The organism is Halovibrio variabilis (genome assembly GCF_007991175.1).
Lineage (GTDB): Bacteria > Pseudomonadota > Gammaproteobacteria > Pseudomonadales > Halomonadaceae > Vreelandella > Vreelandella variabilis.
Map to the genome: position 1 here is coordinate 42438 of NZ_BJXV01000002.1, position 19385 is coordinate 61822.

Annotated in this window: 16 protein-coding genes; 6 read left to right on the top strand and 10 right to left on the bottom strand. The window is 55.3% G+C overall.

All coding sequences use genetic code 11. From position 1 onward, the window contains the following. From HVA01_RS02150 to HVA01_RS02170, 5 genes are all read right to left on the bottom strand, one after another. Nucleotides 1–897: a DUF3034 family protein gene (locus HVA01_RS02150; protein ID WP_246129401.1), complete on the bottom strand. Its 897-nt coding sequence runs from the start codon at nucleotides 895–897 to the stop codon at nucleotides 1–3. Continuing rightward, the gene (locus tag HVA01_RS02155; protein ID WP_146872896.1) at nucleotides 894–3263 is read right to left on the bottom strand and encodes a putative bifunctional diguanylate cyclase/phosphodiesterase; all 2370 of its coding nucleotides are present in this window, start codon (nucleotides 3261–3263) and stop codon (nucleotides 894–896) included. The genes HVA01_RS02150 and HVA01_RS02155 overlap by 4 nt, the downstream gene beginning before the upstream one ends. Before the next feature lie 50 nt (nucleotides 3264–3313). Continuing rightward, the gene (locus tag HVA01_RS02160; RefSeq protein WP_246129403.1) at nucleotides 3314–3922 is read right to left on the bottom strand and encodes a carboxypeptidase regulatory-like domain-containing protein; all 609 of its coding nucleotides are present in this window, start codon (nucleotides 3920–3922) and stop codon (nucleotides 3314–3316) included. 325 nt (nucleotides 3923–4247) lie between these two features. Further along, nucleotides 4248–4772: a transglycosylase SLT domain-containing protein gene (locus HVA01_RS02165; protein ID WP_146873203.1), complete on the bottom strand. Its 525-nt coding sequence runs from the start codon at nucleotides 4770–4772 to the stop codon at nucleotides 4248–4250. Nucleotides 4773–4842: 70 nt separating this feature from the next. Further along, complete coding sequence (locus tag HVA01_RS02170) at nucleotides 4843–6561, bottom strand: proline--tRNA ligase (protein ID WP_146872898.1); 1719 nt, start codon at nucleotides 6559–6561, stop codon at nucleotides 4843–4845. Nucleotides 6562–6822: 261 nt separating this feature from the next. Here HVA01_RS02170 and HVA01_RS02175 point away from each other — a divergent pair, with 261 nt between their 5' ends. Next, complete coding sequence (locus HVA01_RS02175) at nucleotides 6823–7257, top strand: hypothetical protein (RefSeq protein WP_146872899.1); 435 nt, start codon at nucleotides 6823–6825, stop codon at nucleotides 7255–7257. Nucleotides 7258–7402: 145 nt separating this feature from the next. Here HVA01_RS02175 and HVA01_RS02180 read toward each other — a convergent pair whose 3' ends face one another. Further along, the gene (locus HVA01_RS02180; protein ID WP_146872900.1) at nucleotides 7403–8158 is read right to left on the bottom strand and encodes a glycerophosphodiester phosphodiesterase family protein; all 756 of its coding nucleotides are present in this window, start codon (nucleotides 8156–8158) and stop codon (nucleotides 7403–7405) included. A 131-nt stretch (nucleotides 8159–8289) separates the two neighbouring features. Between HVA01_RS02180 and HVA01_RS02185 the strand changes: the two genes are divergently transcribed. The 5 genes from HVA01_RS02185 to HVA01_RS02205 all read left to right on the top strand — a co-directional run bounded on the left by HVA01_RS02185 (nucleotide 8290) and on the right by HVA01_RS02205 (nucleotide 14464). Continuing rightward, a complete protein-coding gene (locus tag HVA01_RS02185) occupies nucleotides 8290–9267 on the top strand; it encodes an NADPH:quinone reductase (protein WP_146872901.1) in 978 nt (325 codons plus the stop codon). A gap of 116 nt (nucleotides 9268–9383) precedes the next feature. After that, complete coding sequence (locus HVA01_RS02190; RefSeq protein ID WP_146872902.1) at nucleotides 9384–11291, top strand: SLC13 family permease; 1908 nt, start codon at nucleotides 9384–9386, stop codon at nucleotides 11289–11291. Nucleotides 11292–11394: 103 nt separating this feature from the next. Further along, entirely contained in the window at nucleotides 11395–12153 is a 759-nt protein-coding gene (locus HVA01_RS02195) for a DeoR/GlpR family transcriptional regulator (protein WP_146872903.1), read from the top strand. Nucleotides 12154–12263: 110 nt separating this feature from the next. After that, nucleotides 12264–13751, top strand: a complete 1488-nt coding sequence (gene glpK, locus HVA01_RS02200) for a glycerol kinase GlpK (protein ID WP_146872904.1) — start codon at nucleotides 12264–12266, stop codon at nucleotides 13749–13751. Between the two features lie 488 nt (nucleotides 13752–14239). Next, entirely contained in the window at nucleotides 14240–14464 is a 225-nt protein-coding gene (locus tag HVA01_RS02205) for a hypothetical protein (protein ID WP_146872905.1), read from the top strand. 125 nt (nucleotides 14465–14589) lie between these two features. Here the strand turns inward: HVA01_RS02205 and HVA01_RS02210 are convergent, their stop codons facing one another. The 4 genes from HVA01_RS02210 to HVA01_RS02225 all read right to left on the bottom strand — a co-directional run bounded on the left by HVA01_RS02210 (nucleotide 14590) and on the right by HVA01_RS02225 (nucleotide 19385). Beyond that, complete coding sequence (locus tag HVA01_RS02210; protein ID WP_146872906.1) at nucleotides 14590–16233, bottom strand: glycerol-3-phosphate dehydrogenase/oxidase; 1644 nt, start codon at nucleotides 16231–16233, stop codon at nucleotides 14590–14592. Nucleotides 16234–16349: 116 nt separating this feature from the next. Then, a complete protein-coding gene (locus HVA01_RS02215; RefSeq protein WP_146872907.1) occupies nucleotides 16350–18110 on the bottom strand; it encodes an ABC transporter substrate-binding protein in 1761 nt (586 codons plus the stop codon). A 94-nt stretch (nucleotides 18111–18204) separates the two neighbouring features. Further along, on the bottom strand, nucleotides 18205–18477 hold the full coding sequence (locus HVA01_RS02220; RefSeq protein WP_146872908.1) for a DUF2160 domain-containing protein: 273 nt from the start codon (nucleotides 18475–18477) through the stop codon (nucleotides 18205–18207). 11 nt (nucleotides 18478–18488) lie between these two features. Continuing rightward, the gene (locus HVA01_RS02225; protein ID WP_146872909.1) at nucleotides 18489–19385 is read right to left on the bottom strand and encodes a carbohydrate ABC transporter permease; all 897 of its coding nucleotides are present in this window, start codon (nucleotides 19383–19385) and stop codon (nucleotides 18489–18491) included.

Here is a 19385-nt window from a genome sequence, read left to right on the forward strand (position 1 = left end):
TTAAAAAGCTGCCTGAAGTGAAAGATACCCGCCATGCTGCGATGGCAAGCCTGCGATGTCGCCCAAATCCAACCAGGCGCCCGTCAGCGATAGGTGCTTATTGAAGAAGTAGGCGCTGTAGAGACTTTGCCAGTCATCCTCTTCGGCTGCGCTGAGATTATCGGGCTTTTGACGATACTCGGCGCCGACTATCCACCGCGGGGTGATAAACACCCCTACGCTGCCTTCCGCTACCCACGAGCGGTTGCCTTGGTCACCGCCAAAGCCGAGCAGGCCACCCTGGTTGGCATCAGTATTACGCAGGGTGGCGTTGAGCAGCACATTGCGCCCGGCAACGGCACTGAAAAGCAGCTTGCTGGCGCTAAGGTACACATCGTTGCCGCGTGTCTTATCGGCACCCAGGGCCGTGGGAATAGCGCCATCGACCAGCCGCTTGTGCTGTAAGCCAACGCTCCAAATGCCCCAAGGGTGATACAGCACATCGCCGAATAAACGGACTTTTGCGGCGTAAATGTCCTGGCCTAACTCGCCACCTAACGTTTCTAAATCAAGCGTTTGGCGGGCGACAGAGAGCTCGACGCGATCATAGATATTCATGCTGGCGCCGGTCATGGTGAGCCGATAATCGTCTACCCAAGCGCGGGTAGCAGCGGCCGTTACGCCTATTTCCTGGTCGCTGGCGGTGCTTGAAAGTACCGCCCAGGGCGATAAACCGCCGCCCGCGGCCCCTTCGATGGCAGTCACGGCGCCGGTGGCTAAAATGCGGCTACCGGCAAGTGTGGGTGGCGCGCTGATGAGTAGCGTTACCGCCAGGCAGGCGGCCAGCATGTGGCGAACACACGGAATTGAGAAGGGGAGCGACCGGGCGGGCGGTAAACAGGGTGGGTATAACGTCATAGCGTTCTCTGAGAGGTTGTCAACGCGGCGGTTTGGGGATGCGGTAAATCAAGTGGCGAAAAGCTATCCAGCCAGGCGGGAACCGCCTCGCTTGGCATCGGCTTGGCGATCCAATAGCCCTGCAGATAGTCACAGCCAAGCTTGCTCAACAGTGCCGCACTGGCGTAGTTTTCCACCCCTTCGGCGACTAACGTCAGCCCCAGGCTATGGCCCATATCGATCGTCGACCGGACGATGGTGGCATCATCGTGTTGGGAGTCGATGGCCAGCACGAAGGATTTATCGATTTTTAGTTCATCGACCGGTAAGCGTTTCATTTGCGCCAGGGAAGAGTGGCCGGTGCCGTAATCGTCAATCGAGATGCGTAGCCCTAACTGGTTGAGCTCAAGCAAGGTGGCTTTGGCCAGATCGATATCTTGCATTACCGCGCTCTCGGTCACTTCTAGGCTCAGTTGGTCGGGGGTGAGCTGATAGCGTTCGAGTAGGCCTGAGAGATAAGTCACTAGCTGGCGGTCGGTGACATCACTGGCTGAGAGGTTCACCGCGACTGACACGCGGTAACCACGTTGCTGCCAGGCATGAAGTTGTTCGCAGACGTGGGTTAACATCCATCGACTAAGCATGCGGATACTGCCTGAGCGCTCGGCGAGCTCAATAAATTCATCGGGCGGTACGAAGCCCAGGGACGGATGTCGCCAGCGCATTAGCGCCTCAAACTGGCAAACGAGGCCGGTGCGGGTGTCTACCTTAGGCTGATACGCCATCCATAGCTCAGCGTTGCTCACCGCTTCCTGTAAATCACGAATCAGCATTAGCTGCCGCAGGTGGCGCTCGTCCTGCCCCTCTATATAGCGTTGGTGCGGATGGCGCTGGCGGCGCGCTATATCCAGTGCAATGTCAGCACGCCGAAGCAGCAATTGCGGGCTATCGCCATGGTCGGGATAGTTGCTTTCACCGGTAGAAAGAAACGGCGTGATCGGCGATTTGTCCAGATCAATGGGGGTTTGTAGGGTGGTCAGCACGCGGGTACGCCATGCAAAATCGCTACTCGGCTGTTTGAGCAGCAGGAGCAGTTCATCGCCGTCCAGCCGGTAGGCTTTGCTCTCAGGGCCCGGCAGTTGCTGCAAACGTTTGGCAAGCATTACCAGCATATGGTCGCCAAGCGCGTAGCCAAACGTGTCATTGATATCGCGAAAATTATTGACGGCCAAGCGTAGTAGGGTAAACGGCTCACCACGCAGGATTGATTGGCTAATATCTTCCTGCGCGCTGAACCGGTTGGGAAGGTCGGTCAGCAAATCATGCCGCGATTGATGCTGTAGAACCGCTTCACGCTGGGCAATACCTTCCTGCATAGAGAGCAGCGTGGAGGCAAGCAAGCCTGCTTCACTGCGCTCGGATTCCACTGGCAAGGAGTGGATGCGCTCGCCTTTGCCAATCCGCTGAGCGGCGTTAGCCAGTACCATCAATGGCTTGCTCATACTACGGGCGCTCCACATCGCCACCGCGATGGTAAACAGCAAAATCAGCGCGATAATACCCAGCAGTTGCCATTGCAGTGAGCGGTAAGCCCCCAGGAGTTCATTGCGCGAGAGCTGGAGCAGCGCATAGGTTTGATTGGCCGCATCGGCATACAGCGGGCTGGCAAAGGAGAGGTACTCTTCGTCAGCGGTCATCTGGCTGCTTGATGAGTCGGCGGTCTCCATTAAGGCGTTGCCGTTGCCGCTGAGCAGGCGCGTTGCCAGCTGTTCATTTTGCGAACTGGCCAGGTAGCTGATCTCACCGTTGTCGCGGTAGTTAACCACGCTTACATCCAGTCCGGTGAGGGCATTAATCTCAGCGGTCACTTCCTCGTCAATTAAAAATCCCATGCCCACCCAGCCGATTAAGTTAGGCGCGCGGACGGGCAGCATGACAAACTCATACGGTTGACCGTCGGCAACCACAACGCCGATGGCCGAGCCCTCTTGGCGGGCGCGCTCGAAAAGCTCTGGAAAAGGCATCGCGCTGTCTTGCGCGTGATGGCTACTGGCGAGAATACGTCCATCAAGGTTATTTAGGAGCACGATATCGGCATCGGTGCGGTCGCCATGATTAGCCAGTACTGAATACAGCGTGTCGGTATCTTGGGTGGAGACAGCGCTTTTAAAGCCAAAATCGTCAGCCAGAACGGCGACGTTATCGCGCAGCTGTTCGCCACGGGTTTCCAATAGCTGGGTCAAGACGCGGGCGCCGACGTCTAAACGCTGAGAGCCCTTGGCCAGCACGTCATTTTGTGTTGCGCGCAAAAAAGCGGCCCCGGTGGCAAGCTGCGAGACGATCACCACCGTCAGAAGAACGATCATTAGGCGTGTTCGAAAGCGCATCGTAACCTCATCAAGTGGTGCAACCACATCATATCAATACCGGGTAGCGCTTAAGTGGCATCTTTAAAGCGCTGCTGAAGGGGCGACACGGTTGGCGTCGGAGGTGGCAGCGCGTTGAGCTCCAAGGTTACTTCCAATAAGTCGCCTTGGCTGATGGTGCCCTCCCACCACACTTGGTGGCTATCATCAACGCCGGGGTGCCAAACGCGAACGCGGTGCTGGCCGGCGGGTAAAGAGGGTAACGCAAGCTCGCCCTGGGCATCGGTAGTGGCCGCATAAGGCGCGTCACTCACAACGATAAACGCCCGCATATGGTCATGAATATTGCACCCCAGCGCAACAACGCCCGCTTGGCCAAAACGCACGGGCGGCGGCGTTTCGCGTAGGTAGAGGTTTAAATCAAAGGTCTTGGCCGGTGAAAACGAGTAAACGTGATGGCGTGTATTGTCTTGATTGGGAAATGCCACGTCGCTGCCCGTGGGCACCGTCAGCACGGTGGGGTGGAAGGCGGCATCGCGTTGATAAATATTGTGTTCAGGTGATGGCCGCGTCGTTGCAGGGATGTCGTAATAAACCTCTACCACTGCCTCTTCAAGTGGCAGCCCGGCGGCGCTGGTCACGGTGACCTGAGCGGCGTGCGCTGAAGCGCTCAGCAGCATCAATAATAGCGCGTGGCACACGTGGGCAAGGCTATTGTTAGTGCGCCGTTGTTTGGGATGACATTGTTTGGGATGACATAGCTTAGGAGAACATGGCTTAGGAGAACATGGCTTAGGGGAACATGGTTTATGAGAACATTGTTGTTTTGGCATGGATAGCCTATCGATAGCGAGACAATTAACGGGATTTATAGTTTACAAGTATGCAGAAAAGTCATCCATTTGTCTTAACGGTGCACGCGCATAAGCGTAAAAAATGCCAAGATGGCGTTGAAAAGGCGTTAGCTAAATTTAACAGTAGGCGACTGCTGACCAGCGGTCCGGGTTAGCGCCAGGTATCCCGCCAGGCATGCATGACTCGCTCCGGGTACCAGGTTTCTCCCAAGCTGCCATTGTAGCGCGCTAGCGCACGGGTAAAGTCGCCATTTTCGATTGCCAGGTAGTGCGCCAAAATCGTGCAGCCATAGCGCAGATTGCGCGGCGGGTGGGTTAAGTCGTCCATCGGCAGGCCTAACTCGCTCACCCAGAAAGGCATGATCTGCATCAGCCCCACTGCGCCTGCCGACGAAATAGCATCGGCTTTGAAGGCGCTCTCGACTTGAATCAAGGCTAATACTAACGTCGGCGGCAAGCCCGCCAGTCGGGCCTCTTGATAGATGCGCGTTAATAGCGTTTGGCGCTGCTCGGGGTTGCTGATAAAGCCCGCCAGGGGCGCGTCCATACGCGCACGCCACTGCCGGGTAGCCCACTGCTGCTGGGGTGTTTGGTGATGCTGATTGGCAGATTCGAGGGTAGGGCGCAGCGTTTGGGGAAGCGGCTGGGCCACTAACGGCGAGACCCCGGTTAGCATCAGCGCACTGAAGCAGATAAAGCCAAACCACCGCGCAGCAATAGGATGCGCGGTGGCAAGCCTGGCTCGCTTAGCTGGCTTTCTCACGTAAGAAATCGACGATTTGATCGGCAGGCACCATGGTCGCTTCGCTATCGCGGCGACCCTTATATTCTAATTCAGCGTTATCCAGACCGCGGTCGCCAATCACCAAGCGATGAGGAATACCCATCAGCTCAAGGTCGGCAAATTTAACCCCGGGGCGAGTGTCGCGATCATCTAGCAGTACGTCTAAACCTGCGGCGCTAAGCGCTTGGTAAAGGCGTTCTGACTCTTCACGAACACGCTGGGACTTGTGCGCATTCATCGGCACCAGCGCCACCTGGAACGGTGCAATGGCATTAGGCCAGATGATGCCGGCTTCATCGTGGTTCTGTTCAATGGCCGCAGCAACCACGCGGGTCACGCCGATGCCGTAGCAACCCATCCAGGGGTGGCTGGTTTTGCCATTGTCGCCCAGCACGTTCGCGTTCATGGCCTGGGAGTACTTTTGGCCGAGCTGGAACACGTGGCCCACTTCGATGCCGCGCTTAATGGAGAGCGTGCCTTGGCCATCCGGAGATGGATCGCCCTCGACCACATTACGCAGGTCAGCGACCTCTGGCAGGGCGGCATCACGCTCCCAGTTAATGCCGAAATAGTGCTTATGGTCGATATTGGCGCCGGCGCCAAAGTCGCTCATGAGCGCTACGCTACGATCGATGATAATCGGCATTTTGAGGCCGACGGGGCCCAGCGAGCCGGGGCCTGCACCGACAGCGGCGCGGATCTCTTCTTCGCTCGCCATGGTCAGCGGTGTAGCGACCTGAGGCAGGTTTTCCGCTTTGACCTCATTGAGCTCATGGTCGCCGCGTATTAACAGCGCGATTAAGCCGCCTTCGGCGGCGTGGACCATCAGCGTTTTAATGGTTTTCTCAATCGGCAGTTTGAACTGCTCAACCAGCGTCGCAATGGTTTTTGCGTCGGGCGTATCGACCAGGCGCAGTTCTTCGCTGGGTTCGGCCCGCGTTACTCGGCTGTCGAGCGGCGCGGGCATGGCTTCGGCTTTCTCCATGTTGGCCGCGTAGTCGGATGAAGTGGAGAACACGATATCGTCTTCGCCTGACGCCGCGAGTACGTGGAATTCGTGGGAGCCGGTGCCGCCGATGGCGCCGTTGTCAGCGATGACGGGGCGGAAGTCGAGGCCTATACGCGTGAAAATGCGCGTGTAGGCATCGTACATAGCCTGGTAGGTCTGTTTCAGCGAATCTTCATCAAGGTGAAAGGAGTAGGCATCTTTCATGATGAACTCGCGCGAGCGCATTACCCCAAAGCGCGGACGAATTTCGTCGCGGAACTTGGTTTGAATCTGGTAGAAGTTCATTGGCAGCTGTTTGTAGCTGGCAATCTCTTTGCGCACCAGATCGGTGATTACTTCCTCGTGGGTAGGCCCGACGCAGTAGTCGCGGTCATGGCGATCTTTGAGGCGTAAGAGCTCCGGGCCGTACTGCTCCCAACGGCCAGACTCCTGCCAAAGCTCGGCGGGCTGCACGGCGGGCATCAAGACTTCTTGAGCGCCGGCGCGGTCCATCTCTTGACGCACAATGGCTTCTACTTTACGTAGCGTGCGCAGGCCAAGGGGCAGCCACGTATAAAGGCCGGATGTTAAGCGACGAATCATGCCCGCGCGTAGCATCAGCTGATGGCTGATGACCTCAGCGTCGGCCGGGGTTTCTTTTAAAGTGGCAATTAATAATTGGCTGGCGCGCATGGGCGTGAGCATTCCTTGGTGCGTAAAATTGGTGCGTAAAAGTAGGGCTTCGTGCCTGGGCAGATGCCCCGTTAGCGTTGAATAGGTGCATTGTACGGCTTAGTGGTTAAAGCGGCAAAATATGCCGTAACGGCGTACCGCCTGTGCTTCTGGCCGGTTGTGCTAAACTAACCCTGTTTTAGCTGCGTTAGTCGGCATAAATCACTACGTCACAATGCTATCTACCGATTACCGTTACGTTTTTTGATTGAGGAAATCTTCATGCATCAAGCAGTTCGTCGCTGGTTGACAGGCGCCGTGGTCGGCGTTTCCATTGTGTCGTTAAGTGGTTGCGGTACGCTTTTCCATCCTGAACGCAAAGGCCAGTTAAGCGGTGATATTGACCCGGTTGTTGCCATCGCTAACGGCGTGGGGCTGCTGTTCTTTATCGTTCCTGGGGTGATTGCCTATGCTGTGGATTTCTCTAATGGCACCATCTATTTGCCGGGTCGAAGCAGCGCCTCAGTGGATATTCACCACTTAGACGACGCCACTGATATGGCTTCCCTGGAAAAACTGCTGTCTGAAAAAGCCGGCCAGCCGGTCAGTTTAGAAACCGAACTGCTAATGATCGAAGAAGTGGGCAGCTTAGATGAAGCGCTTGCGATGGTGCGTATGTCGGGCGTATTGGACGAAGAAAAGCTTTCGGCGATGTAATGCTAATGTCCAGCATTGAACGCAAAAGTCTATTCGCGTAAAAAGTTACACGAAAGCCCAGTCAGAGGCGTCAAGCCTGGCTGGGCTTTTTATGCGCATTCAATGCCAGTGACAGGGAGCAAGCGCTTTCCTGTCGGTGCATCAATTAATGGCTATCTAAATAGCGCTTAAAGGCGGCGGGCTCGTCGGTAATCACGCTGGAGATGCCCCACGCCCAGCGATGGTGAAAAGCGCTGGGGTCATTGGCGGTATAGCACATTAGGTGATAACCATCGCGCTGTATCGCAGCGGCTTGAGGGCGTTTTAAGCGTGACCAGTCGGCGTGCACGCTGAACGCCTCAATCGCCTCGCACTGCGCGCGCCAGGTCTTGGGAATACCGCCGAACAGCAGGCCCAGCGCCAACCGCTCGCGGCTGGCGAATTGACGACAGCGGCTAAGCGCGCTGCTATTGAAAGACGAGATGATTAAGCGTTCGGGCGGCAAGGTATCGAGCATTTCGGGAAGAGCGCGATCAACCAAGGCAATCGGGTCGCGGCCTCGGTTAACCTTGAACTCCATATTGACGCCCATCTTCAGCTCGTTGAGTAAGGCGATCATGGCCTCAAGGCTGGCCATTTTTTCGCCGGCAAAGTGATCGCCAAACCAGCTGCCTGCATCCAGGGTTTGCGCCGCTTCCCAGCTTAAATGACGCAGGTTACCCCGGCCATTGGAGCAGCGGGCGACACTGGTATCGTGCCAAATCACGGGCGTACCATCGCCGAGAAGCTGCACATCCAGCTCTACCCATGTGGCGCCGGCCTGATGGGCAGCGCGCACTGCCGCCAGGGTGTTTTCGGGGGCCGCTGCGGAGTAACCGCGATGGGCAATCAGTGCAGGGACTTGAATGGCGGGATGCGTCATGACAATTCTCTAAGTCTTGGACGATAAACGAAGCTAAAGTTTAGCATGAGTGCATGACAGCTGGATTTCAGCGTCTCTGTGCGACGATACTGAATAACCCACAAAGCCAAATAATCAATAAGGAGCCTTCAATGTCTCAGCGTATTCAATTTGCCCGTACCGGTGGTTCTGACGTGCTGGAACTGGTCGATGTTACCCCTGCGGCACCCGGCCAGGGTGAGGTACGCATTGCTAACAAAGCGGTAGGCCTTAACTTTATTGATATTTATGTCCGTACCGGCCTCTATCCTGCCCCCGCTATGCCTTCTGGCCTGGGCACTGAAGGGGCCGGTGTCGTCGATGCCGTTGGTGAGGGGGTTAGCCATTTAACAGTGGGTGATCGCGTCGCCTATGCCCAGGGCCCGTTGGGCGCCTATGCGCAAATGCACACGCTGCCCGCTGCCAAAGTGGTGAGACTGCCAGACGCCATCGACTTTGAAACGGCGGCGGCGAGCATGCTCAAAGGCCTTACCGTGCAGTATCTGCTGCGCCAGACGTTTGAGCTTAAAGGCGGTGAAACCATTCTGTTTCACGCCGCTGCCGGTGGCGTTGGCTCGATTGCCTGCCAGTGGGCAAACGCATTAGGCGTTAAGCTGATTGGTACAGTTAGCTCACAAGCGAAAGCCGATCTTGCCATGGCCAACGGCGCCTGGGCGACCATCAATTACAGCGAAGAAAACGTGGTCGAGCGTGTGCGCGAACTCACCAACGGCGAAATGTGCGATGTGGTCTACGATTCGGTGGGTAAAGATACCTGGGAAACGTCGCTAGACTGCTTAAAGCCCCGCGCGTTAATGGTGAGTTTTGGCAACGCCTCTGGTCCTGTGGAGGGCGTTAATATCGGTATTCTGAATAAGAAGGGCTCGCTCTACGTGACTCGCCCCAGCCTGAACGGCTACGCCGACACCCGCGAGCGTCTGGAGGCGATGTGCGAAGCGTTCTTCGCCATGCTCGAAAGCGGCAAAATCAAAATCGATATCGCCAACCGCTACCCGCTGGCAGAAGCGGGAAAAGCCCAGGACGCTCTGCAAAGCCGCAAAACCACCGGCTCGACTATTCTTTTGCCGTAGCAAGCTTGATGGATCCGGGGATATTCCTCTTTGCTTTGAATCGGAATTAACCCTTAGCACATCATCATGAATTGTAGGCTGCCGCTATTGAGCGGTGGCAAGGGAGTAGGCAAAGGATGGCGGTTGAGAACCTGGAGGTTGATAATTTAAGCACTGAAACGTTAGGTCTAGAGTGGTTGGCACTGACGCCAAGTAGCTTAGTGTTTATCGTACTTGGATTGACGTTGGTAGCCTTCATATGGGGGCGCTTTCGGTATGACTTAGTCGCGCTGGCGGCCCTTTTGAGTTGCGTAATGTTAGGGCTGGTGTCCGCTGATGACGCCTTTAGGGGGTTTGGTCACCCGGCGGTGATTACCGTGGCTGCGGTGCTAGTGCTTAGCCGTGGTTTTGAGCGCTCTGGCGTTGTCGATATTATTTCCAGTCAAGTGCTTAAAGTAGGTGACAACCTGCTACTCCAGCTATTCGTCTTGGTAGGCACTGTTGTTGTGTTGTCGGGGATAATGAATAACGTCGGCGCCCTGGCGTTACTTCTGCCAGTGGCCATGCGCTTAGCCCGTGAACATAATACCTCGCCCTCTTTACTGTTGATGCCTCTGGCGTTTGGGTCTTTGCTGGGGGGGCTGACAACATTAATTGGCACTCCCCCCAATATTATTATTGCCAGTTATCGGGGCAGTGTGACCGGCGATAATTTTAGTATGTTCAGCTTTTCACCCGTTGGGGTTGCGGTAGCGTTAGCGGGGTTAGCGTTCATTGTGCTGATTGGCTGGCGATTGACGCCCAAGCGTAGCGGGCAAGCCTCTACCGACGAGATGTTTGATACCGCTAACTATTTAGTGGAGCTCAAGGTGGGTGAAGAATCGAAAGCCAAAGGGCTAACGCTGCAGCAGCTAGGCGACGAACTCGAAGAGACGATCCCCGTGCTGGCAGTGGTGCGCGATGATAATCGTCGTGCAGGCTATAACTTTCACGGTGCCTTGGAAGAGGGCGATATTCTGCTTTTGGAGGCCGGGCCCGAAGAGCTCCAGCTGTTAGAAGATAAAGTCGGTCTTAGCGCGATTACCGAGTGGGACGAGCAAGGCAATGCCGAACATCCGGCAAGCGATAATGACGGTGATGGCGAGCATAGCCAAGCGGCGACCAAAGATCGCCGAGCACTTGATACTGAGGGGTTACAGCTCATCGAAGCCGTGGTGCGCAACGACTCCATGATGATTAACCGCAGCGTGCGTGAGCTACGATTGAACCAGCAGTATGGCCTTCATTTAGTGGCGGTAGCCCGTGATGGCGGGCGCTTAAAGCAACGGCTGAGAGATATTCGCTTTCGTAACGGCGATGTCTTACTGCTCCAGGGCAGTGAAAACGAAATCTCGGAAAGCCTGGCCGCGTTAGGTTGCCTGCCGCTAGCCAACCGAGAGTTGCACCTGGGGCAGCCACGCAAGCTGGCTATATCGATTGCCATCTTCGCCTTAGCAATTTTGGCGATGCTGTTTGATCTACTCCCTGCCGCGGTGGCCATGAGTACTGCCGCGGTGGTGTCGCTGCTGATTGGCGTGCTACCGCTGCGCGAAGGGTACCAGGCCATTGATGGCCCAGTGATCGTGCTGCTGGCGGCGATGATACCCGTGGGCGAAGCATTGGAAACCAGCGGTGGCGCAGACTTGATTGCCAATGCGCTGCTGAGTTTTGGCAGCGACTGGCCGGTGGTGGTAACGCTGATTGGCCTGTTTCTACTCTCCATGCTGCTTTCCAATGTGGTGAACAATGCCGCCGCGGCGCTGCTGATGGCACCGATTGCAGTGAGCTTAGCCAATGGCTTTGATGCCTCGCTCGATCCCTTCTTGATGGTGGTGGCCGTCAGCGCTTCCTGTGCATTTTTAACCCCTATCGGGCACCAATCGAATACGCTGGTGCTAGGGCCAGGCGGCTATCGCTTTGGCGATTATTGGAAACTGGGTCTGCCGCTTTCTCTTGTGGTTCAGGTGGTGGCGATACCCATGATTTTATGGGTGTGGCCGCTTTAACGCTGATTTCATCAGGCCGGTGGGTACTTGGTAACTATCAGATTTCGAAAATTTTGCTAGATTATGTTCAGATAGCGTTAAAAACCGACCAGGCCGAGCCCACATGAATCAACAACGTCGTCAGGACGCCATTGTCGAGCTGGTTCGTCAGCAAGGCTATATGAGTATTGAACAGCTCACCGAACATTTTGCGGTGACGCCACAAACGATCCGCCGCGATTTGAACACCTTGGCCGATGAAGATCGGGTGCGGCGGGTACATGGCGGAGTAGGCATTGAGTCAAGCACGGTGAATACCGCTTACAGCACGCGCAAGACCCTCCATCTGGAGGAAAAAGAGCGCATTGCCTACTGCTTAGCCCAGCACATCCCTAATCACTCTTCGCTGTTTATTAATATCGGCACCAGCAATGAAGTTATTGCGCAAGCGCTGTTAAAGCACCAAGGGCTTGAAATTATAACCAATAACCTTAATGTCGCCGCCATTTTGCAGCATAAAGAAGATTTCACAGTAATTGTCGCTGGCGGGCAGGTGCGCTCCCGCGATGGCGGTATTATTGGTGAAGCCACTATCGACTTTATCAATCAGTTCAAAGTGGATTACGGCATTATCGGCATTAGCGGTATCGATGAGGATGGCTCGCTGCTGGAGTTTGACTACCAGGAAGTGCGCGTTGCCCAGGCCATTATTGCTAATTCGCGGCGCATTTTTTTGGCGGCGGACTATTCTAAATTTCACCGTAACCCGGTGGTACGGCAAGGTAATTTGGCGCAGCTAGATGCGCTATTTACTGATCGCAAACCACCCGAAGCGATTCAGCGTTTGCTGACTCAACACGATGTGGCGCTTTACATCGCTTAATGAGGTCGTTCCATCCTTGAGCATTTTAAGCGCCTGGAGTAGCCTTGGATGATAAAAATGCGAAAGTAAGTATACAAAAACGAAAGACAATACAACAAAGCGAACTCGATATGTCCTCTTTTATCCTCGCCATCGATCAAGGTACCACCAGCTCACGCGCGATTCTGTTTAACCGCCAAGGCCAGGTAGCCGCCGTTGAACAACAAGAGTTTACCCAACACTTCCCTCATGACGGTTGGATTGAACACAACCCTGAGGATATTTGGGAAACCGTCGTCGCCACCTGCCGTGACGTGATTGCAAAAGCAGCCATTTCCGCTGATCAAATCGCCGGTATCGGCATTACCAATCAGCGGGAAACCACCATTGTGTGGGATCGTAAAACGGGAAAACCACTCTATAACGCCATCGTTTGGCAGGACCGTCGCACGTCGGATCTGTGCCAGTCGCTGCGCGATCAAGGCTATACTGATACCGTTCAAGCCAAAACGGGCCTGTTGATTGACCCCTATTTTTCAGCCACCAAGCTTGCCTGGATACTGGATAACGTTGACGGTGCTCGGGAGCGCGCCGAGCAGGGCGAGCTTGCGTTTGGCACCGTGGATAGCTTTTTAATCTGGCGGCTAACCGGCGGCCAGCAGCACGTGACCGACGCCACCAACGCTTCGCGCACAGCGCTGTTTAATATTCATACCCAGGAGTGGGATGAAGAGCTGCTGACGCTGTTTAATATACCCGCCAATCTGTTGCCTGATGTGAAAGACTCCAGCGATGACTTTGGCACTACCGAGCCGCACTGGCTGGGCGCTGCGCTGCCGATTGCCGGGGTAGCGGGAGACCAGCAGGCGGCGTTGGTGGGGCAGGCGTGCTTTCAACCAGGGATGGGCAAAAGCACCTACGGCACCGGCTGCTTTATGATTGTGAACACCGGCGAAACGCCATCGCTGTCGCGTAATCGCCTGCTAACCACCATTGGTTACCGACTTAACGGTAAGCCGACCTACGCGATGGAGGGCAGCATTTTCGTGGCGGGAGCGACGGTGCAGTGGCTGCGCGACGGCTTGAACCTGTTTGCCGATGCCTCGGAAACCGAAGCCTTGGCGCAGGAGACCCGCAGCGGCCACAGCGTTTATCTGGTACCGGCCTTTACCGGTTTAGGCGCCCCACACTGGGACCCGAAAGCGCGGGGGGCGATTTTGGGTTTGACCCGCGATACCGGCATCGCCGAGATAGTCGCCGCGGGCCTGCAGGCGGTGTGCTACCAAACCCGCGACCTGCAGCACTGTATGAACGACGACATGGAGGCCACACCAGTAAATCTGCGCGTCGACGGCGGCATGGTAAAAAACAACTGGGTGATGCAGTTTCTTGCCGATATGTTGGGTATTCAGGTGGACCGTCCCACGGTTTTGGAAACCACTGCGCTGGGGGCTGCCTATTTAGCGGGGCTGCGACTTGGTTGGTATCAAACCCCGGAAGAAATCGAACAGCTATGGCGCTGCGAGAAAAGCTTTATGCCTACCATGGAAGAAGCCACCCGTGAGCAGCTCTACCAAGGCTGGTTGGATGCGGTTTCTAGAGTTCGCTCAACCCCATAGAAAATCAGGGGCTCGTTATTCAGCACCGCGACTTAAGCACACTATCTATCGAAACTTTAGATTCTATATAATGCGCGGCCAGTTACCCAATTGGCCGCCTTTCTTCGCTTTTAGCGTCCCTCCTGAAAGTCTTTAACATCGATAGCACCCAATCAACGTTTATGTAGTTGAGTTACAACCCTCTCTGCGGCCAATGATGCATTGTGCGTTTTGCTGCAGTGAACCATAGTCAAGTCATGGATCAGGCGGGTGCTTCGTTACCCCGAGTCACCCACCTAATCCCTGCTACAGAACCATAGCGCTTCAGTATTACCCAGGCGCTAAAGGCGAAGGTCTTGTAAAGCTTGTGACCGCTTCGCAGTTACCGAACTGGGCACTTATCTGGCCCAGCATGAGTAGCAACGTCACCATACGTCGTTAATTAAGATGGCTGCTTTTAAACCGATTGGCGGTTAGGCAGCGGATGACCATACCATGAGGTATTACTAATGAACTGCATCGAACTGAGCCAACAAGCCAATAGCATCGCCAGCACCTTCAGCAAACTGGACCTCGCCAGATTGGTCGTGGCGCTGAAGAGCAACCGCGAATCACTGCAGCATGCCGTTGAAGTCATCGACACCGTGGATAGCCGTTCGGGCTACACACTGCAAGAGGCTTGGGATGAAGTGCTGGCTGGGGATTCTCAACTGCGCATCGAAGATGAAGAATAGAAGATGAGGAATAGGGGTAAGCCCTTATTCATGATTAAGACCACTCTTAGCCCCCCATTGATTTGAGGGGGCTTTTTTAGTTGAAAACTTTGGCTTCAAACTTCTGGGCTTCAAACCTAGATGCTTCAAACCTCTACGGCTGAACTGGGCGGTAACGCCGTATCCCGATTTTGTTCAAAATATTGCTTAAAACGTTCGTCAGCGTCGTCGCCAAAAAGCACGCGGCAGGCCTCTTTTAATCCTGCGGATTGGCGTAGCTGCTCATGGGGGACCACCAGCGATACTTTGGCGCGGCGGCGCAGAAAATCTTCAAGCTGTGTGATCATCTCGTGATCGCGGGCATGCTCGATCTCGCAGCGGATGTACTCGGTGCCTTCAATTAAGATGTCGCCCTGAGCAGGGTCCTGACGAATTTTCTCTAGCATGGGAATAGCTTGATCGGCGTAGCGCCGCCAGAGTCGAGAAGAAAGCGGCTCTGAGGAGGTGGGCGCCGTCATGGCATCCAAATCCATCTGCTTGGCTTGATCCATAAATTGCCGCTTCACCGACTTGGGGGGCTCGCCGTACCACTTGAAGCTAGGCGCTGAGAGCGTGACGCCCAGGCGGCTAACCTCGTCAGCAATTTCGTCGCCTACGTTTAAGCAGTCGGTCAGCTTGCCGCCAAAGATGCTGACATGCGCGCTTTCGGTATTGGTGTCCACCACGTGCTTGCGTGAGAGCTGGAGAAAGTCGCGATCCTCGCCCTGATCGGCCTTGATGGCAAGCGGCCGCACGCCGCAGCGGGTTGAGATAATATCGTCCTGGGTGAGCGGTTTAGCCAAGGTCAGGCGCTTATTGATATTTTCCAGCACAAAAGCAATATCGTCAGCGGTGACGTCGACCTCCGGCTGTTCCATATGGGTGTCGGTGGTGCCGATACAGGTGCGATTACCCATGGGAATGACAAAAAACAGCCTCCCATCGTCGGCAAAAAACGCCAGCACCCGCTGAGAGTCGGTTAGCTGCGGGACAATAAGGTGAATACCTTTAGAGTAAAGGTGATGATGGGTGGTTTTCTGGCCGGTCAGCTCGTTATGCTGATCTACCCAGGGGCCCGCGGCATTAATCAGTACCTTGGCACGAATGTCGAAGGTGTGGCCATCCATCACGTCACGCGCCTTGGTCACCCACAGATCACCTTCGCGCTCGGCGCCCTGTGATTCAACATAGTTGGCGGCAATAGCGCCGTAGTTAAGCGCGTGGCGCACAAAGTTGAACACAAAGCGAGCGTCATTATCGTGGAGGTAGGCGTCGGAGTACTCGAAGCCGCCAACGGCGCCCTCAACGTCAATAATCGGTTCTTGCTGCTTAATCTTTTTGGGTGACAGTAAGGTTGGCAGCTTGGTAAAGCCGTTGCCCATCAGCCAGTAAAGCCAGGTGCCCGCCCACAGATAATGCGGCGAGTGGCGGAAACCTTTAGAAATAGTGGTCAGGAAACGAATTTCCTGCACCGTGGAGGGGTAGCTTTTGATCAGGTGGTTGCGGCTTTTGCACAGTTTTCGAACCAGCGCAAAATCCTTACTTTCCATGTATTTAATGCCTCCCCACACGAGGTTGGAGGAGTGCATACTGGTACTCCCTGCGAAATCGCCGCGATCAATCAGCGCGACGTTGGCACCTTTGCCTGCTAGCGCCGCCGCCGTGGCCGCGCCATTAATGCCGCCGCCGATCACCAGGGCGTCAAAGGTTTCGGTCGATAATTTTTCAATGTTTCGATTGCGCAGTTTCATAGCGGATCCAGTTAACAAATAAATAGCCCGGTTGCGGTGGGTGTTTTCTCTTGTGCTATGGCTCGCCGCCAATGAAACGTATCAGGCGGGCCTAAGACCCGCCTGGTTTTCAAGCGTTAGCGGGTGCCGGCTTCCATCCAGGCTTCCATCATTTCATCGTAAGGAACGGTGGTGCCTTGCGGCATTTCGTTATCCAGCTTGGCCTTCGGTGCGCCTTCTTGGTCCAGCCAGTACTGCGGGTCCCGCTCTTCGTTGAGCATTGGCGCATAGCTGTCGAAAACGTTGGCGCGGGCTAGACGGTTCATGGTGCTGTCCATATCCGCCGCTAGCTTGTCGAGGCCTTCTTGGGGCGTGTCTTCACCGCTCATGACCGGCGCCAGATTTTGCCACCACAGCGGGGCCATGCGTGGATAGTCAGGCACGTTGGTACCAGTAGGCGTCCAGTTAGATTCGTTGGGGCTGCGGTAGAACTCCACCAAACCGCCTAGCTTGGGTGCCATTTCGGTCATCTGCTCGGAGAAAATGTCAGATTCACGAATCGGCGTTAAGCCGTGCAAGAGTTTTTCTAACGACACCGTTTTAGACACAGTGAATTGGCCAAATAGCCACGCGGCGGTGCGGCGATCTTCAGGCGTTGAGTCAAAGAAAGTCCAAGCCCCCACGTCCTGATAGCCAACCTTCATACCCTCTTCCCAATACGGGCCGGTGGGGGAAGGCGCCATCCGCCAGAGCGGGTTGCCCTCATCATCGGTCACTGCGACCTCAGGGTCAGTCATGTCGGCAGTGAACGCGGTGTACCAAAAGATCTGCTGGGCAATGTGGCCTTGCGAAGGCACCGGGCCCGCTTCACCAAAGGTCATGCCTTGGGCTTCGGGCGGGGCGAAGTCGCGTAACCAATCCACCGCTTTTTGCATCGCAAATACCGATGCCGGGGAGTTGGTAGCACCGCCACGACTGACGCTGGCGCCTACCGGCTGGCTGTCTTCGTTAACCCGGATACCCCAATCGTCCACCGGGTTGCCGGAGGGGACGCCAGGACTACCCATGCCCGCCATGGAAAGCCAGGAGTCGTGGAAGCGCCAGCCCAATGATGGGTCGCGGCGGCCGTAATCCATGTGGCCATACACGGTAGTGCCATCAATTTCACCCACGTGCTCGGAAAAGAACTCGGCGATGTCTTCATAGGCGGTCCAGTTAGTGGGCACGCCTAAGTCATAGCCGTAGATCTCCCGGAATTGCGCTTGGAAGTCTTCGCGCTGGAACCAGTCATGGCGGAACCAGTACAGGTTGGCGAACTGCTGGGTGGGCAGTTGAAAGAGGCTGCCATCCGGCCCGGTGCCGTATTGAAGGCCAATAAAGTCGTCCAGGTCGAGCGTCGGCAGCGTGTAGTCGGCCCACTCGTTCTCCATTGCCTCCGATAGATTTATCGTGGTGCCGTAACGGATATGCGTGCCGATGGCGTCAGTATCGTTCACAAAACCGTCGTAGATGCTATTACCCGACTGCATCTGGTTCTGCATGGTGTCCACCACGTCACCTTCGCCAATGATGTTGTGGGTCAGATTGATGCCGGTAAGCTCACTGAACGCTTCCGCCAACACTTCGCTTTCATAAACGTGGGTGGTAAGACCTTCGGCGACGGTTTGAATATCCATGCCGCTAAAAGGCTCGGCGGCTTCTGCAAACCACATCAGCTCTTCGATCTGTTCTTCACGGCTTAGCGTCGAGTTCTGGAAGTGCTCATCGACCAAGCGTTCAGCGATGGCGCGGGTATCCTCTTCCTGGGCTGAAAGCGTCCCCGATGCCAGCATTAAGCCAGCGGCGAGGGTGGTCAGTTTGAATTTAGTCAGTTTGGATTTATTGTCGTGCTTTTGCATGTTGACCTCGTTTTGTTGTGTTCTTCCTTGATGATTTGGCCGTCCTTGATACCGATTAAACGCTGGCGTGCTTTTTCTTGAACTCGCTTAAAAGCTATCCCCAGCGCATTAAAACCAGCAGCCATAGGGCTGATACCGCTAGTGCAATCCAAATGGAGAGTGACGTGAAGCCAATCACACCCAGGTGGATAAACGCCGCTGAGAGCAGGCCGATAAACAGCCGATCCCCGCGAGTGGTGGCAATGGGTAAAAACCCTTTGCGCTCAATCGTTGGCGACAAAATCTCCCATACCGTCATTCCCGCCAGCATGGCGGCAATCGATGAAAAGAAGACGGCGGTGGGCACTGTCCATACCATCCAAGACATAGCGGCTCTCCCTAGGTACGGCCCAGGGCAAAGCCCTTGGCGATATGGTTGCGAACGAAATAGACCACCAGAATGCCGGGGATAATCGTCAACACACCGGCGGCGGCCAGAGTCCCCCAATCGATACCAGAGGCGGTAGAGGTGCGCGTCATGATCATGCCGATAGGCTGGGCATCGGTGGCGGTCAGCGTGCGCGCCAGCAGTAGCTCCACCCAGGAGAACATGAACAGGAAAAACAGCGTGACGCCGATGCCTGAACGGATCATGGGAATAAAAATTTTGACGAAAAAGCGCGGAAAGCTGTAGCCGTCAATATAGGCGGTTTCGTCGATCTCTTTGGGCACGCTGCTCATAAAGCCTTCCAGAATCCAGATCGCCAGCGGGATATTGAACAGGCAGTGGGCCAGCGCCACGGCAATGTGGGTATCGAACAAACCCACCGAGTAGTAAAGCTGAAAGTAAGGCAGCAAAAACACCGCAGGCGGCGCCATTAAGTTGGTCAGCAGCCAGAAGAACAGATGCTTATCGCCAATAAAGCTGTAGCGGCTAAAGGCGTAAGCGGCCGGCAGCGCGACACAGATGGTGATAAGCATGTTCATCGCCACGTAGAGCATCGAGTTGACGTAGCCCATGTACCAGCTTGAGTTGGTAAAAATGCCAATGTAGTTATCAAAGGTCAGGTTTTGCGGCCACAGTGTCATGGAGCCGAGAATTTCGCTATTGGTCTGTAACGACATATTGATCAGCCAGTAGATAGGCAAAATCATCAGCACCAAATAGAAGCCAAGCAGGAGACGTGAACGCCAGTGCGCACGGGCGGTACGATTGCGCCGTTGGGCAGGAGAAACCTTGCTAAAAATCGTGTTGTACTTCTCGCCACGCTGAGTGTTTTCGAGTTGATAGCTCAT

Bases quoted from the DNA above. Each gene is read 5' to 3' on its own strand.
- HVA01_RS02220 (WP_146872908.1), bottom strand. From the start codon at position 18,477: ATGTCTTGGATGGTATGGACAGTGCCCACCGCCGTCTTCTTTTCATCG.
- HVA01_RS02170 (WP_146872898.1), bottom strand. From the start codon at position 6,561: ATGCGCGCCAGCCAATTATTAATTGCCACTTTAAAAGAAACCCCGGCC.
- HVA01_RS02150 (WP_246129401.1), bottom strand. From the start codon at position 897: ATGACGTTATACCCACCCTGTTTACCGCCCGCCCGGTCGCTCCCCTTC.
- HVA01_RS02160 (WP_246129403.1), bottom strand. From the start codon at position 3,922: ATGCTGCTGAGCGCTTCAGCGCACGCCGCTCAGGTCACCGTGACCAGC.
- HVA01_RS02180 (WP_146872900.1), bottom strand. From the start codon at position 8,158: ATGACGCATCCCGCCATTCAAGTCCCTGCACTGATTGCCCATCGCGGT.
- HVA01_RS02155 (WP_146872896.1), bottom strand. From the start codon at position 3,263: ATGCGCTTTCGAACACGCCTAATGATCGTTCTTCTGACGGTGGTGATC.
- HVA01_RS02210 (WP_146872906.1), bottom strand. From the start codon at position 16,233: ATGAAACTGCGCAATCGAAACATTGAAAAATTATCGACCGAAACCTTT.
- HVA01_RS02225 (WP_146872909.1), bottom strand. From the start codon at position 19,385: ATGAGCTATCAACTCGAAAACACTCAGCGTGGCGAGAAGTACAACACG.
- glpK (WP_146872904.1), top strand. From the start codon at position 12,264: ATGTCCTCTTTTATCCTCGCCATCGATCAAGGTACCACCAGCTCACGC.
- HVA01_RS02215 (WP_146872907.1), bottom strand. From the start codon at position 18,110: ATGCAAAAGCACGACAATAAATCCAAACTGACTAAATTCAAACTGACC.
- HVA01_RS02190 (WP_146872902.1), top strand. From the start codon at position 9,384: ATGGCGGTTGAGAACCTGGAGGTTGATAATTTAAGCACTGAAACGTTA.
- HVA01_RS02175 (WP_146872899.1), top strand. From the start codon at position 6,823: ATGCATCAAGCAGTTCGTCGCTGGTTGACAGGCGCCGTGGTCGGCGTT.
- HVA01_RS02165 (WP_146873203.1), bottom strand. From the start codon at position 4,772: ATGCTAACCGGGGTCTCGCCGTTAGTGGCCCAGCCGCTTCCCCAAACG.
- HVA01_RS02205 (WP_146872905.1), top strand. From the start codon at position 14,240: ATGAACTGCATCGAACTGAGCCAACAAGCCAATAGCATCGCCAGCACC.
- HVA01_RS02185 (WP_146872901.1), top strand. From the start codon at position 8,290: ATGTCTCAGCGTATTCAATTTGCCCGTACCGGTGGTTCTGACGTGCTG.
- HVA01_RS02195 (WP_146872903.1), top strand. From the start codon at position 11,395: ATGAATCAACAACGTCGTCAGGACGCCATTGTCGAGCTGGTTCGTCAG.